General features: G+C 75.6%; 13 protein-coding genes. 3 read left to right on the top strand and 10 right to left on the bottom strand.

Annotated features, from left to right (window positions below; genetic code table 11):
- From ABD234_RS15585 to ABD234_RS15560, 6 genes are all read right to left on the bottom strand, one after another.
- Positions 1 to 1,152 (bottom strand): serine hydrolase domain-containing protein, encoded by a 1,152-nt coding sequence (locus ABD234_RS15585; protein WP_344358146.1) that lies wholly within the window; start codon positions 1,150 to 1,152, stop codon positions 1 to 3.
- A gap of 117 nt (positions 1,153 to 1,269) precedes the next feature.
- Positions 1,270 to 1,773 (bottom strand): mycothiol transferase, encoded by a 504-nt coding sequence (locus ABD234_RS15580; protein ID WP_344358143.1) that lies wholly within the window; start codon positions 1,771 to 1,773, stop codon positions 1,270 to 1,272.
- A gap of 69 nt (positions 1,774 to 1,842) precedes the next feature.
- Positions 1,843 to 2,145 (bottom strand): GNAT family N-acetyltransferase, encoded by a 303-nt coding sequence (locus tag ABD234_RS15575; RefSeq protein ID WP_038371652.1) that lies wholly within the window; start codon positions 2,143 to 2,145, stop codon positions 1,843 to 1,845.
- A gap of 73 nt (positions 2,146 to 2,218) precedes the next feature.
- Positions 2,219 to 3,160 (bottom strand): DUF4097 family beta strand repeat-containing protein, encoded by a 942-nt coding sequence (locus tag ABD234_RS15570; RefSeq protein ID WP_344358140.1) that lies wholly within the window; start codon positions 3,158 to 3,160, stop codon positions 2,219 to 2,221.
- A gap of 13 nt (positions 3,161 to 3,173) precedes the next feature.
- Positions 3,174 to 3,785, bottom strand: coding sequence for a hypothetical protein (locus ABD234_RS15565; RefSeq protein ID WP_344358138.1), 612 nt, complete (start codon positions 3,783 to 3,785; stop codon positions 3,174 to 3,176).
- A 212-nt stretch (positions 3,786 to 3,997) separates the two neighbouring features.
- Entirely contained in the window at positions 3,998 to 5,809 is a 1,812-nt protein-coding gene (locus ABD234_RS15560) for a hypothetical protein (RefSeq protein WP_344358136.1), read from the bottom strand.
- A 145-nt stretch (positions 5,810 to 5,954) separates the two neighbouring features.
- On the opposite strand from ABD234_RS15560, the gene ABD234_RS15555 reads away from it, so the two are divergent.
- Both ABD234_RS15555 and ABD234_RS15550 read left to right on the top strand, forming a co-directional pair.
- The gene (locus ABD234_RS15555) at positions 5,955 to 6,962 is read left to right on the top strand and encodes a hypothetical protein (RefSeq protein ID WP_051486655.1); all 1,008 of its coding nucleotides are present in this window, start codon (positions 5,955 to 5,957) and stop codon (positions 6,960 to 6,962) included.
- A 60-nt stretch (positions 6,963 to 7,022) separates the two neighbouring features.
- On the top strand, positions 7,023 to 7,808 hold the full coding sequence (locus tag ABD234_RS15550; protein ID WP_038371649.1) for a ferritin-like domain-containing protein: 786 nt from the start codon (positions 7,023 to 7,025) through the stop codon (positions 7,806 to 7,808).
- A gap of 66 nt (positions 7,809 to 7,874) precedes the next feature.
- Here the strand turns inward: ABD234_RS15550 and ABD234_RS15545 are convergent, their stop codons facing one another.
- Complete coding sequence (locus ABD234_RS15545; RefSeq protein WP_344358131.1) at positions 7,875 to 8,711, bottom strand: endonuclease/exonuclease/phosphatase family protein; 837 nt, start codon at positions 8,709 to 8,711, stop codon at positions 7,875 to 7,877.
- 301 nt (positions 8,712 to 9,012) lie between these two features.
- Complete coding sequence (locus tag ABD234_RS15540) at positions 9,013 to 10,599, bottom strand: M48 family metalloprotease (protein ID WP_344358128.1); 1,587 nt, start codon at positions 10,597 to 10,599, stop codon at positions 9,013 to 9,015.
- Between the two features lie 256 nt (positions 10,600 to 10,855).
- On the opposite strand from ABD234_RS15540, the gene ABD234_RS15535 reads away from it, so the two are divergent.
- Entirely contained in the window at positions 10,856 to 12,160 is a 1,305-nt protein-coding gene (locus ABD234_RS15535; RefSeq protein WP_344358201.1) for an MATE family efflux transporter, read from the top strand.
- 7 nt (positions 12,161 to 12,167) lie between these two features.
- Here ABD234_RS15535 and ABD234_RS15530 read toward each other — a convergent pair whose 3' ends face one another.
- Together ABD234_RS15530 and ABD234_RS15525 are read right to left on the bottom strand one after the other, a co-directional pair.
- The gene (locus ABD234_RS15530; protein ID WP_344358126.1) at positions 12,168 to 13,466 is read right to left on the bottom strand and encodes an RNA polymerase sigma factor; all 1,299 of its coding nucleotides are present in this window, start codon (positions 13,464 to 13,466) and stop codon (positions 12,168 to 12,170) included.
- Positions 13,445 to 13,807 carry a YciI family protein gene (locus tag ABD234_RS15525; protein ID WP_232226245.1) on the bottom strand — a complete coding sequence of 121 codons (363 nt, stop codon included), beginning with the start codon at positions 13,805 to 13,807 and terminating at the stop codon, positions 13,445 to 13,447. The genes ABD234_RS15530 and ABD234_RS15525 overlap by 22 nt, the downstream gene beginning before the upstream one ends.
- Positions 13,808 to 13,814 lie beyond the last annotated feature (7 nt).

Below are 13,814 nucleotides of genomic sequence, written 5' to 3'. Positions count from 1 at the left end.
TCATCCCTGCGCGGGAGCTTCCCCGGCGAAGACGGCCCGCACCAGCGACTGCGAGAGCCGCTGGAAGGGGACGGCCAGGGAGAGCCCGGCGTCGTCGACGTAGTTCATCGTCCCGGTCATCACCCGGCTCCCGTCCGGGGTGATGGCCATCAGCGCGCCGTGGCCGGCGGCGCCGCCGTGGTGGGTGACCACGGTGCCGTGGGCGCCGAGATCCTCGACGAAGACCCCGAGCCCGTACCCCGAGCCGGGGATCGGGGTGGGGCGCGGCGTGAGCATCTCCTCCCGCAGGGCCGGGGGCAGCAGCTGCCCGCCCATCAGGGCGCGCAGGAAGGTCTGCAGGTCGCGGGCGGTGGAGATCATGTCGCCGCCGCTGGAGATCCACGAGGGGTTCTGCCGGGTGACGTCGATGATCTGCTGCGCGCCGTCCTCCTCGATGCGGAAGCCGGCGCGGGCGTGCGGGGCGGGGACGTCCGTCTGGGTGGTCGGCTGCAGGGTCCCGGTGAGTCCGAGCGGGGAGATGATCCGGCGCTCCATCGCCGCGGCGACGGTCTCGCCGGTGAGCGCCTCGACGAGGAGGCGGGCGATCACGTAGTTGGTGTTGGAGTAGCTCCAGTCGGTGCCGGGCTCGAAGCGGGCGGGGCGGGACAGGGCCAGCCGGGCGAGGTCCCGCGGGTCGTGGTCGTCGAAGCGGTGCTCGACCCATTCCCGGCCGGCGGTGGTGGCGGGGATCCCGGGGACCACGCTCCCGTCGGGGTAGTACTCGCCCGTGTGGTTGAAGATGCCGCTGGTGTGCTGGAGCAGCATCCGCAGGCTCACGCGCGGGTCGAGCTCCAGGTCCGGCAGCACCGGGCCCACCGGGTCGTCCAGGGCGATGCGCCCCTCGGCGACGAGGCTCAGCGCGAGGGCCGCGATGAAGGTCTTGGTGCTGCTGCCGATGCGCACGTGGCCGTCGATCGGCGGGGCGCCCGTGGCCCCCTCCCAGTCGCCGTGGCCGGCGGCTCCGGTCCATGCGCCGTGCTCGTCCCGCACCCGCAGGGTGATGCCGGTGATGCCGGCCGCGACCGCGTCGTCGAGGATCTGATGCAGGGCGTCGCGCCCGTCGTCGGCTGCGCGGGGCGCGGCGGGGGTGCGGTGGTGGTCGGTGGTCGTCATGGCGATCTGCTCCCTCGTGAGGTCCTGCCGCGGCCGGTTCCGTGCCGCGGAGGCGAGTGTGGACCCTGACCTCGGGTCAACCTCAAGGGGGCGATGCAGGATGCGCCGGGCCGATGCTCAGCGCCGGGCGCCGACGGCGTAGGCCGCCTGTCCCACGTGCTGCGCGGCATCGTCGATGATGCTGATCAGGCGCACGCCACGGGTCACGGGCGGCTCCCATGACGTGTCGATGACCGCGTCCAGATCGTCGGCATCGAGGGTGCGCAGGTAGCGGATCAGCTCGTCGGTGACGGCGGCGAGATGCTCGAGCAGCAGGTCCGCATCCGTGACCGTGACGGCCCGGGCCTGCTCGGGGGTGTGGCCGTAGCCGATCCCGTCGCCCAGCTCCCCCAGCGCGAACCGCTCGCGGAACCCCTGCGCCGTCCACACCTGCTCGGTGCCGGAGAGGTCCGCGCGCTGGGCGTCGATCTCCCGCGCGGTGTGCCACAGCAGCCAGGCCGGGGAGTTGTCGTGGCCGCCCGGATGCGCGGCGAGCACCTCCGGGGTGAGCTGCTCGCGCAGGGCGGTCGCCGCCTCCACGGGACGGGCGGCGGCATCGATCAGGACATCGAGGGCATCCATGCCCCGACTCTACGCGGCAGGTCCCCGCTGCGGCAGGCCCCCGCCGCGGCAGGGCCGGCACGTCGCCGATCAGTCGTCCAGGACGATGTCCGCATGCTCGGGGTGGCGGTCCAGCCAGCTCTCCACGAAGGGGCAGATGATCAGCACCTCGCTGCCGCGCGCCCGGGCGTCGGCGAAGGCCGCGCCGGCCAGGGCGGAGGCGACGCCCTGCCCGCGCCGGGCGGGGTCGGTGACCGTATGGATGATCTCGGTGCGCCGGCGCCGCCGCTCGTAGGTGAGGATCCCCCATTGCTCGTCGCCGACGTACGCCTCGAAGCGCGAAGCCCGCGGATTGTCGCGGACCTCGATGGTCACCGCGCGCTGTGCGCTCATCTCGATCACCTCCGACCCTGATTCTCCCACCCGGGCGGGCCGAGCGGCAGGGCCGATCCGGCCGCCGCGGCGCTCAGTCCCGCACGCGCTCGACGCGGATGCTCCCGGTCCCGGCGCGGGCCTCGATCTCGAGGGTGCGGCCGGCATCGGGCACGCCGTCCGTGGGCGTGAGGTCGACGCTGCGATCGCCCAGCCCGGTGGCGAGGTCCAGCCGCGTGGCCGTGCCCTCGAGGACCCGGATCTGGATGTCGCCGACCCCGGTGCGGGTGCGCAGGGTGCCCCGCTCGGCCCGGCTGATCCTCACCGATCCGGTGCCGGTGGTCGCGGTGGCCTGGCCGCGCAGGGCGCCGATGGTGACGCTCCCGGTCCCGGTGACGAGCTGGGCGGTGCCGTCGACGTCGGACAGCTCGACGTCCCCGGTGGCGCCCTTGAGGTCGGCGCGCCCGAAGCTGCCGTGGAGGCGGATGTCGCCGACGCCCACCGAGACGACCGCGCGGCTGTCCACGGGCACGACGATGTCGAGGTCCAGGCCGCTGCCGATCTCCCCGGCCGTGCGCGTCAGGGTGCGCAGCGCCGCGCCGAGCCGGTCGACGAAGGAGCCGCCCGATCCGCCGGGCTCCGCGTCGCCGCCGGAGCCGCGGAAGAGGTCGCCGAAGGTCGCCGAGAGGTTCCCGGCCTCGTCGGCCGGGGCGTCCACGCGCAGGTGCCCGCCGGAGAAGTCGATGCGCATCCGCGCGGCGAGCTCGCGCCCGGCCTCGCCGCGCGGCCGCAGCTCGACCCGCACCGCATGGCCGTGCTCGGCCCGCACGCTCACGTTCCCGCGCACGTGCTGGACGTTCATGTCGATGGGGCCGTCGGCGGAGAAGGAATGCACCAGGGGCGGGGCCGGGGCGGGCTCCTCCGCCGGATGCGGCGGGGCCGATGCGGCCGGGGGCGGGGGCTGGGTCGGGGCTCCGCCCGGCGCGGAGCCGTGGCCAGGTCCGAACGAGGGTCCGGGATTCTCGGGGATGTTCATGGGGTCCTCCTGATCAGATGAACCAGCCGCTGGTGCGGCCGGTGCCTCGGGGGTCCTGCGACCCGGTGGCGGGGTAGGACTGCTGGGCGGCGCCGTCCAGGTGCGCGGTCAGAGCACGGACCAGGTAGGCGTTCAGGCTCAGGCCCTCACGGTTCGCGGCGTCCTCGAGCCGGGCCTTGAGGTGCTGGGGCGGGCGGAAGGAGACGCGGGTGGTGGAACCGTCGTCCTCGCCCTCGGGCGGTGGGGGCGGGACGGGGGGCACCGGCGGGACGGCGCCCTCAGGCGGAGGCGGGAAGCCCGGCGCAGGGACTCCCCCGGGCGGCGGGGCGAACCCGCCGGGCGCGGCCCCGAAGCCCCCGGGCGGCACCGCCGCCGAGGGCGGCGCCGGCGGGACCACGCGGACCTCGACCTCGCTGCCGCGCAGGCCGATGTCCACGCGCCCCGGGGCGATCTCGCGGGAGATCTCGGCGGCGAGGGCGCCGATGAGGTCCTGCATGGCCAGGCGGACGGCGGGCTCGACGGTGACGGCGAGCAGGCCCGCCGCCCGCCGCACGTCCTCGTCGCCCACCGCGGCGCTGGCGGCGAGCTGCTCGTACACGGTGCGGGATGCATGTCGAAGATCCATGGCATCATGTTGGCGCCATCGTGGCGCCACGTCAAGGGGGTTCGGGAGCGGATCTGGCACCACTTCGCGGATCCCGCCCAGGATATGGCCGCTGCCTGCAGGTTCGATGCGGGGTTCCGGTCGGAAGAGATGCCACGGTGGCGCCACCGTCGCCTCGGATCGGCGCGGCGGCGCGCCCTCCTGCGGAGGGAGAGGCGGTCCCCGGAGGGCGCTCAGGCCTCGAGCGCGGCGATCTGCGCCCGCAGCCGGGCGGCGTCGTCCGTGCGACCCAGGTGCTCCCAGCCGGCGAGCGCCCGGCGCGCGGCGCGCAGCGCCCGCTCCGCCTCGCCGCGGGAGGCGAGCATGGTCGCGTGGCGGTCGTCGAGATAGGCGACCCAGTAGCGTGCCCGCTCCTCGTGGCCCGCCGGGACCTCGCCGATCACCCGGATGGCCTCGCGGCGCCGCTCCTCGTACAGCGCCTCGGTGACATCCTCGTCGCCTCGGGCGAGGCCTACCCCGGCGGCGATCACCCGGCCCACCCGGGCATCGACCCGGTAGTCCCACATGAGCGGGGCCGGCAGCTCCTCGGGTGCGGCGCCGGGCCGGGTGCGGCGCTCCATGGCGGCCGCGGCGGCATCGGCCACGCGCCGTTCCCCGAGGTCCACGGCGTGGCGCAGCACCAGCGCCTGCGCCTGGATCTCCTCCTGGATCAGGCGCGCCCGATCGGCGCCGCTGGTGTCGAGGTCGTCGGCGAGCCAGCGGGCATCGGCGGCCATCCGGCGCAGCTCCGCCATCGCCCCCTCGGCGTCGCCGGTGAGCTGATGGATCCGGGCGGACAGCCGCGAGGCCTCCATGGCGGCGCGGCGGTCGCGCCCCTCCTGGGCGATCCGGCGGACCTCCGCCACGGGGATCGCGGCGGCCTCGAAGCGCTGGGCGACGATCCGCTGGGTGGCGACCGCCAGCAGCGGCTGCACGCGGTGCGCGTCGCGCTGGATCCCGCGCTGCAGGGCGGCCAGGCGCCCGGAGACGAAGCCGGCATGATCGGCGAGCTCGGCCCGCATCAGGGCGCGCAGCAGGTCGGTGATGATGCCGATGCGCAGCACCGGATCGTCCACCCGGCGCAGGGAGCGCAGCGCCGCGAGCGCGTGGCGCACCGCCTCGAGCGGGCTCGGGCCAGCGAGGGTGCGGGCCAGCACCGCGTGGGCGGCGGTCTCCGCGCGCTGCGGGTCCAGCAGGGTGCGGCCCTCGACGGCGCCCGTCTGCGCGAGCTCGAGCACGTCCAGCGCCTGCCGGGTGGCCCCGGCGCGGTCGCCCATGCCCTCGAGCGCCTGGGCGCTGCGCATGCGGAGGGTCATCTCGACCACGACCGGGTCGCCCAGCAGCTGGTCCTGCACCCGAGGGAGGGATTCGAGGGCGCGGCGCAGGTCCCGCGCCTCTCGCGCCGGGTCGGCCTGCTCGCCCAGGGGCACGATCTCCAGGGCGCGCACCACGCGCAGCAGATCCTCGGAGGCGACAGGGGCCTCGCCGCGACGCCGGCCGCCGCGGGCCGGGGAGCGTCCCGGCGCGCCGGCATCGGCCGCGGTCGCCGGCCCGGAGCCGCCCTCGCCCGGCCTGCCGCGACGGGCCGCACCGCGGTGCGGGGCCGCGGCCAGCGCCTCGGCGACCACGGAGGCGGCGGCCGCGGCATGAGCGGGATGCCCGCTGCGGCGCAGCAGGCCCACGAGCTCCGCGGCGGCATCGGCCCACTGGTCCACCAGCCCGGAGGCGGCCAGGGCCGCGATCCGGGCCTGCAGGAGAGAGGCGCGCTCCGCGGCGGGGGCGGGGACCTCCGCGAAGGAGTCGGCGATGTAGCGCGCCTCGAAGAACCGCTCGGCGTGGATCAGGTCGCGGACCCGATGCGCGGCCTCGGGCACGCTGCGCGGGGCCGGGAGGGGGATGTCCGGGGAGCGCAGCGCCGTGCGCACCTCCGCGAGGGAGGGGATCCGCGCCGGGTCGTCCGCGAGACCGGGCCCGGTCTCGTCGGGCACGGGCGGGGGCGCAGTCATGGAGGGAAGATACCAAGGCGCGCTGGCGGGACCCCGGGGGGAATCCTGCGGCCGAGGTGCGGCATACCCCCTGCCCGTTCGCAGGCGCAGGACCGTAGGATATGCAGGGGCCAGCAGAGGCGCCCGCGCGAGGAGAGGTGAGGGGATGGCGATGGCCACCGGTGCCGCGAGCACGCCGTCGGATCTCGTGGCCGACGCCCCCGCCGCGAGCCCCGACGCCGCCCCCGACGCCCCCGGCCTCGGCGCGCGAGCCGAGCGCCCCGGCGCCGCCGCAGGGAGCGGGAGGCCCGCCGCGGAGCTCCCGCCGCACCTGCGCCCCCACCTGCACGCCGACGGCACCGTCGCGCCCGTGCTGGTGACGGACTTCGACGTCGCCGAGTACACCCGCACCGCCCCCGGCCGTCTGCCGCTGGACCATGCCGCCCTCGCCGCGGATCCCGGCGGCCTGGACGAGGCGGATCTGCGCCGCGACCTCGCCTTCCTGCATCGGCTGCAGTCCTCGGCCCTGGCCGAGGCCCGCTCCATGCTGAGCACCTGGACCGGGAACGAGGCCCGCATCACCGCCTTCCTCGCGACCTGGCTGTACGAGCGGCACTGGGCGGCCGCGGCGCTGGCCGAGCTGCTGGAGGCGACCGGGCCGATGCCGGCCGTGCCGGCCTCCGACGGCGCGGCGCTGTCCGCCCGGCGCCTGGGCACCCGCGCCCGCGCCCTGTACGCGGCCCGGGCGCTGCCGGTGCTCGCGCCGCTGTGGACGGGCACCCTCGGCGAGAACGTCACCGCCGGCCACATGGCGCGGATGGCGATCCTGGAGTCCTCCCTCGCCGCCGCCCATCGGGCGCTGCTGCCCCGCACCCGCGGCGAGGCGCGCCGGGCCCTGGAGCAGCTGCTCGAGCGCACCGGTCCCGCCCGCCGGTTCTTCCGCCTGGAGGCCCACGCCCGCCTGACCCGCTCGCGGGCGGAGGCCCTGACCGCCCGTGCCATGCTCGCCCTGGCCGGGCCGGTGTGGCGTCCCGTCGGCGTGGCCGATCCGGCCGAGCACGCCGCCCTGACCAGCATCCTCTCCTCCCCCGAGTCCCGCGCCGAGGTGCGCCGGGCGCACGAGGACGTGACCCGGCTGCTGCCGGGGCCGCGCCCCCGCGTCCCGATGCGCTGAGACCCCTCCCGTCCCTCCCGTCCCCCGCTCTGCGCCCGCACGCCCCCGAAGGAGGCACCGTTGGCCTTCGACCTCGATCGCTTCGCCGAGTCCTCGCAGCCCGTGGCATGGGCGGACCTCGACTTCGACAGCTTCGACAGCCAGCCGCTGGACGAGCAGACCCTGCGCTCCCTGCGCTACATGTGCGACGTCGAGTACCACACCTCCTGCTTCCTGCGGGACATGCTCGTGACGCCCTCGCACCGGCAGGAGGACGTCGGCGGCTTCATGACCATGTGGAACCGTGAGGAGTTCTGGCACGGTGAGGCCCTCGCCGCGGTGCTGGCGCGCCACGGGATCCTCGTGGACTACGACGAGCTCAAGGCCAAGCGGGTGAAGCTGGGCTGGCAGTCCGCGCTCGGGCCGATGAAGCAGTCCGTGCTCACCAGCCTCGCCGGCACCGACTTCGTGGCCGTGCACATGGTGTGGGGCGCCGCCAACGAGCTCTCCGCCGTGGCGGCCTACCGCCGCCTGTCCCAGATGACCTCGCACCCGGCGCTCTCCCCGCTGCTGAAGCGGATCGCCCAGCAGGAGACCCGCCACGTCGCCTTCTACACCACGCAGGGCCGCGAGCGGCTCGAGGCCAGCGCGAAGGCCCGATCGATCGTCCGGCTGATCCTCTCGCGGGTGTGGCGCCCGGTGGGCTCGGGGATGATGGACGACTCCGAGGTCCGCCACGTGATGGGCCACCTCTTCGAGGGCCGCGCCGAGGACCTCGACAGCCTGGACCACCGGATCCAGAAGCTGCCGGGGCTGGAGGGGCTGACCATCTTCCGCAATGCCTTCGCCCGCATGGGCATCGCCTGAGCCGATCCGCCGTCGGTCGAGGAGCGCCCCGGCCCCGCGCCCCGGGACCGGGCGCCGCCCGCCGGGTCAGGGAGCGAGGACCAGCTGGCTGAGGACCGGCAGGTGGTCGGAGGCCTCGGGGACGTCCGCCAGCACCGCGGCCCGGATGGGACGGAAGCTCTCGGTGACGAAGATGTCGTCGATCCGCGCATCGGGTTCCTGGACCGGATAGGTCGCCCCGGTGCCGTGCCCGGCCGCGTCCCAGGTGTCGACGAGGACGTCGTCGATGATCTGGATCTCGGGGGTTCCCGGGCGGGCGTTGAGGTCGCCCATCAGGATCGTGGCCCCGTCCGTGTCGATCCGCTCGATGATCTGCCGCGCCTGCTCGAGGCGGTCGACGGCGGAGCTCGCGGCGAGGTGGGTGCAGCAGACGTCGACCGGGGTCCCGGCGACGTCGAGCGAGGCCCGCAGCAGGCCGCGCTGCTCCTGGTCCGGGGACCGGAACAGGGGGATGTTCTCGGACTCGAGGATCGGGTGCCGCGAGAGGATCGCGGTCCCGTACTGGATCCGCTGAACGCCGGAGACGGGCGGGTCCCGGTCGATGTTCGCCCCGAAGACCACGTGCATGCCCAGCAGATCGGCCAGCTCGGCGGGCTGATCCGCCCAGTCGCTGCGCTCGGAGTAGTGGCGGTCGACCTCCTGCAGGCCGATGACGTCCGCGCCGCTGTCGCGGATCACGGCGGCGATGCGCTCGAGGTCCAGCACGCCGTCGGAGCCCTCGCCGTGATGGATGTTGAAGGTCATGACGGTGAGCACCCGGGCTCCGGGACGGGCGGGGGCGGGCCCGGCCGCCCCGGCCGGCGCGACCGCCAGCGTGGACGATGCCAGGGCGAGGGGAACGGTCAGAAGGGTTCTGCGCAGCATGACGGTGTCGCCTCTCGGGAGATGCACGGCTCGGGGGAGCCCGATGTCCGATCCACCGTAGGGCGAGGGACCCCGCCTCGGAGAGGGCTGCGCGGGGATTCGGGCGACGTTCGGGAGCCGTTCACCCGGTCGTCCCGGCCCCCGCCGACCGCGCCGCACAGCGGGAGACGGCCCGGCCGGGCGCCTGCCGGCCGCCGGCCGGCCTCCCTCACACGAACAGTCACCCTGCGTGCCATCGGGGGTCCCGATCTGGCAGGCAGGGTGACTGTTCGTGGAGGGCGGGGTTCGCACCCCGGGCCGGTCAGGAGCGCGGCGGCATGCCCCAGGGGTTGTCGGCGGAGGCGGTGCCCTGCGGGCCCTGCGTGTAGGGGTCGGTGCCCGCAGGATCGGCCGCGCCGGAGGGACGCGCCGGCGGTGCCAGCGGGCTCGGACCCGCCGCGGACTGCGCTGACGCGCTGTAGCCGCCCTGCGGGGCGGAGCCGTAACCGCCCTGCGAGGCGGGGCTCCCGTAGCCGCTCTGCGGGGCGGGGCCCGCGGAACCGTAGCCGCCCTGCGGGGCGGGGCCCGCGGAGCCGCCGGAGCTCTTCGGCCCCATCGGACCGGCGGGACCGCGCGGCGGGCCGACCGGGCCGGACGGGGACGCGCCCGGGCCGGACGGACCCTGCGGCGGGCCTCCCACGGGCGTGGACAGCAGCGGCGGGGACAGCTGCAGCTGGCGCATGGGCATGCGGTCGGAGTAGTCGGCGCCGTTGAACCGGCCGAACTGCCCCAGGGTGCCGGCGGGCCGGACCGCATCGGCCGCATCCAGCATGGCCAGGACCTGCTCCGGCGTCGGGTACGGGCCCGAGAAGGTGCTGCCGGCCGGGAGCGGCCCGCGGTACCAGGCGCCGGGCGTGGTGTAGAGGCCGAAGATCGCGTCCCCGGGGCGGAACCACAGGTGCCCCCGGCGGCTGCGGTCGCGCAGCGCGTGGGCGCGCCAGGTGATGATCGGGTGGGAGGAGCGCCAGTTGACGATGTGGACCCACAGGCCCTTCTCCGTCGCGGCGCGGTCGGCGAGCTCGTGAACGTTGACCTCGGCGTTGAGGTACTTGCCGCCGGAGAGCACGCCCATCGCCCCGAGGGAGCCGCCGGGGCAGTAGGAGTGGCCGAAGTTGTCCGCCGTGTACTCCTGGGAGCGGGAGAACGCGCTGCCCAGCAGCGGCACGTAGGAGATGAGGTTGGCCAGCACCAGACGGAAGTAGGACACGTGGCCGGCGGCGATGTGCCCGACCTCGTGGCCGATCACGAAGCGCAGCGCCTCCGGGTCGCGCGGCGCGCCGCCGACCTCGAACATGTCGGAGTACAGCACCACCGAGCGGCGGAAGCCGTGTCCGAAGGCGAAGGCGTTGATGACGCCGTTGCCGGAGGCGACGTAGGCATCGGGCACGCGCCGCAGCCCGAACTGCGAGGCGGCCTCGGCCACGATCCGGTATCCCTCGGGGAACTGGGTGGGGCTCATGCGCAGCGCGGTGGCCCGCTGCTGCGCATACATCAGCGCGCGGGCGATCCAGATGATGAGGGGGAAGACCAGCAGGATCACGAACAGCTGCACCAGGTAGGAGCCGATCAGGGTGTCGCCCAGCGTGAAGATCGTCGGGCCGGTGCCGCGGATCAGGTTGACGATCGTCATGATCACGAAGACCAGCCAGATCAGGTAGCCGATCCCGGTGACGGCGACGCCCACGCCCAGCAGCGGCAGCTCCCACGGGTGGCGGATCCGCTTCTGACCGAGGATCCCGTGACGCGTCGCGCCGTTGATGAGGTTCGGCGCCTCGTCCCTGCGGGCGGGCGGAGCGGCGGGGCCCGAGGGCGGGCCGACCGGCCCCGGGTGCGGCGACGGATGGGTCATGGGGGTGCTCCTCGGTCCTGCGGTTCGAGCTGTGCAGGGCCGACGCTACCGCCTCGTGCTCCACGCGCCCTCCTGATATCCACAAAGCCCGCCCGGCGCGTCGGCGCGGACCCGCCGCCGCGGACCGTCCCTCACGGACCCGCCGGCGCGACCCGGACCGCGCCCGAGGGCGGTTCTCGACCACAATGGGCAGGTGCCCTCCTCCCCTGCCTCGCCGGCCGCATCCGGCTCCCCCGTCCCCTCCGCGCGCCGCCTGGTGGACCGCGACATCCTCCGCCTGGCGGTGCCGAGCCTCGGAGCGCTGATCGCCGAGCCGCTGTTCCTGCTGGCGGACTCCGCCTTCGTGGCCCGGGTGGGCACCACCTCGCTCGCCGGTCTCGGGCTGGCCTCCGCGATCCTCACCACCGTGGTGGGGCTGTCGATCTTCCTGGCGTACTCCACGACGGCGGCCGTGGCCCGGGCCGTCGGCGCCGGCCGCATGCGCGAGGCGATCGCCCGCGGGGTCGACGCCTGCTGGCTGGCGCTGCTGATCGGCGCCGGCAGCGTGGTGCTGCTGCTGGTGGGCGGCCGATGGCTGCCGGGGCTGTTCGGCCCCTCCCTCGAGGTCCTCGCCGAGGCGACCGTCTACCTGCGCATCAGCGCCTTCGGAGTGCCGGCGATGCTGCTGGTGCAGGCGGCGACGGGGCTGGTGCGCGGCCTGCAGGACGCCCGCCTGCCGCTGTACGTCGCCGTCGGCGGGGCGGTCGCGAACATCCCGCTGAACGCGACGCTGATCTTCGTGCTGGACCTCGGGATCGCCGGCAGCGCGATCGGCACCGTGATCGCCCAGTGGGGCATGGCCCTGGTGCTGCTGGCGGTGGTGGTGCGCGGCGCCCGCGCCCATCGGGTGCCGCTGCGCCTGCACGGCGGGCAGGTCGCCACCGCCGGGCGCGATGCGCTGCCGATGCTGGTGCGCACCCTGTCCCTGCGCGTGGTGCTGCTGGCGGGGACGCTGGTCGCCACCCGGCTGGGCGATGTGCAGCTGGCCGCCCACCAGATCGCCATGACCGTGTTCACCCTGCTCTCGCTGGCGCTGGACGCCCTGGCGATCGCGGGCCAGGCCCTCACCGGCCGCTTCCTCGGCGCGCGCGATGCGGCGAGCGTGCATGCGGTGACCCGCCGCCTGATGGTGTGGGGCGTCGGCGGCGGCATGGTGACCGGTGTGCTGCTGCTCGGGGCGAGCTACGTGATCCCGGCGGTCTTCACGCCCGATGCCGCGGTGCAGGAGTCGCTGCGGGCGGCGCTGTGGGTGCTGATGATCGCCCAGCCGATCGCGGGGTACGTGTTCGTGCTGGACGGGGTGCTGATGGGGGCGGGCGATGCCCCGTACCTCGCCCGCGCCGGGATCATCAACGCCCTGATCACCCTGCCGTGCGCGGCGGTCGTGTGGTTCTCGCCCTGGCAGGGGCCGATGGGCCTGGCGGCGCTGTGGGTGGCGTGCACGCTGATCTTCCTCGTGGCGCGGTCGGTGACGCTGGGGCTGCGGGTGCGCGGGGACGCCTGGATGCGCCTGGGCGGCTGACCGCAGGTCAGGGCGCCGGGGGCGACTGCCCCTCGAGCTCGGCGAGGCGGCGCTGCAGGTGGCGGCGCGCGGCGGCGCCGGGGGTGGCCTGCAGGGCACGGCGGTGGGCGGCGATCGCCGCGGGCACGTCCCCGGCGCGGCGCAGGAGATCCGCCTCGATCGCCGTGACCTCCGGGACCTGCCCGGCGCGCGGGTCCTCCCGCGCGGCGGCGAGCGCCGCGAGCCCGGCCCGGGGACCGTCCCGCTGGCCGATGGCGACCGCCCGGTTCACGGCGACCGCCGGGGACCCGCCCGCCGCGTACAGGGCGTCGTACCAGGTGACGATGCCGTCCCAGTCGGTCTGCGCCACGGAGGCGGCGCGTGCGTGCCGGGCGGCGATCTCGGCCTGCGCGCGATAGGGCCCGACCTCCCCGTCGCGGGAGTCGAGGGCGCGGCGCGCGGCGGCGAGCGCATGCAGGCCCTCGGCGATCAGCCCGCCGTCCCATCGGCCGCGGTCCTGCTCCTCGAGCGGGACCAGGTCGCCCGCGCCGTCCCGCCGGGCGGGGCTCCGGGCGTGCGTGAGCGTCAGCAGGGCCCGCAGCGCCTGCGCCTCGCCATGATCGGGGAGCAGGACGCTGACCAGCCGCGACAGCTCGATCGCCTCGCGGGCGGGCTCCTCGCGCGGGCCGTCCTCGCCGGTCGCGCCGTAGCCGTGGGTGAAGATCAGGAAGACCACCCCGAGCACCGCCGTGGCCCGCGGGGCGACCTGCCCGGGCGGGGGCGCCTGCAGGCGCAGGTCCTCGCGGCGGATCCGCTCCCGGGCGCGCTGCAGGCGTTTGCCGAGCGTCCCCTCCGGCACCAGCAGCAGCGCGGCGATCTCCCGGACGGACAGCCCGCCGACGGCCTTCAGGGTCAGCGCCACCTGGTCCTGCAGCGGAAGATCGGGATGGGCGCAGGCCAGCAGCAGGCGCAGCCGGTCATCGAGCTCGCCGTCCTCGGCTGGCGGCCCCGGGGCGGGCATCGCCGCGATCCGCGCGAGGATCTCCGCTTCCCGCCCGCCGCGGCGCAGGACGTCGATCGCCCGACGGCGGGCCACCGTCATCAGCCAGGCGGCCGGGTTCGCGGGCACGCCGTCCCGCTCCCAGACGAGCAGGGCCCGCTCGGCGGCGTCCTGCGCGCAGTCCTCGGCGAGCTCCCACACCCCCGTGGCGCGGATCAGCGCCGCGACGATGCGCGGCCGCTCCTCGCGCAGCGCCCCGGCGAGCGCCTCCGCCGCGGAGGCGGCCGGGTCCCGGGGCGCGCCGATCAGCCCTCGCCCATCGGCCACAGCGCCCGCAGCTCGAGCACGCCCTCGTGGGCCATCGGGTGCCCGGTCGCGATGCGGACGGCCTCCTCCGCGCTCTCGCACTCGAGCACGTCGAAGCCGAGCACCAGCTCGCCGCCCTCGGCGAAGGGACCCTGGCTGACCAGGGTCTCCCCGCCGCGCACCCGCACGGCCATCGCCTCGCCCGGAGGGCGCAGCCGGTCGCCCATCACGTAGTTCCCGGACGCGTTCGCGGCGTTCCACCAGGCCTCGACGTCGGGGGCGCCGTCCCGGTCGGCCTGCGTGGGCGGCGTCGCCGAGTCCTGCACGTCCTCGCACACCAGCATCAGATACCTCATCGTCATCCCTCTC

The sequence above is a fragment of the Brachybacterium phenoliresistens genome (genome assembly GCF_039530785.1).
GTDB lineage: Bacteria > Actinomycetota > Actinomycetes > Actinomycetales > Dermabacteraceae > Brachybacterium > Brachybacterium phenoliresistens.
The sequence above is the reverse complement of the archived record's forward strand: the minus strand, read 5'-3'. Positions and strand labels throughout refer to the sequence as shown.

Excerpts from the sequence above, each read along its gene's own strand:
- ABD234_RS15585 (WP_344358146.1), bottom strand. The coding sequence starts at position 1,152 with ATGACGACCACCGACCACCACCGCACCCCCGCCGCGCCCCGCGCAGCC.
- ABD234_RS15580 (WP_344358143.1), bottom strand. The coding sequence starts at position 1,773 with ATGGATGCCCTCGATGTCCTGATCGATGCCGCCGCCCGTCCCGTGGAG.
- ABD234_RS15575 (WP_038371652.1), bottom strand. The coding sequence starts at position 2,145 with ATGAGCGCACAGCGCGCGGTGACCATCGAGGTCCGCGACAATCCGCGG.
- ABD234_RS15570 (WP_344358140.1), bottom strand. The coding sequence starts at position 3,160 with ATGAACATCCCCGAGAATCCCGGACCCTCGTTCGGACCTGGCCACGGC.
- ABD234_RS15565 (WP_344358138.1), bottom strand. The coding sequence starts at position 3,785 with ATGGATCTTCGACATGCATCCCGCACCGTGTACGAGCAGCTCGCCGCC.
- ABD234_RS15560 (WP_344358136.1), bottom strand. The coding sequence starts at position 5,809 with ATGACTGCGCCCCCGCCCGTGCCCGACGAGACCGGGCCCGGTCTCGCG.
- ABD234_RS15555 (WP_051486655.1), top strand. The coding sequence starts at position 5,955 with ATGGCGATGGCCACCGGTGCCGCGAGCACGCCGTCGGATCTCGTGGCC.
- ABD234_RS15545 (WP_344358131.1), bottom strand. The coding sequence starts at position 8,711 with ATGCTGCGCAGAACCCTTCTGACCGTTCCCCTCGCCCTGGCATCGTCC.
- ABD234_RS15540 (WP_344358128.1), bottom strand. The coding sequence starts at position 10,599 with ATGACCCATCCGTCGCCGCACCCGGGGCCGGTCGGCCCGCCCTCGGGC.
- ABD234_RS15525 (WP_232226245.1), bottom strand. The coding sequence starts at position 13,807 with ATGACGATGAGGTATCTGATGCTGGTGTGCGAGGACGTGCAGGACTCG.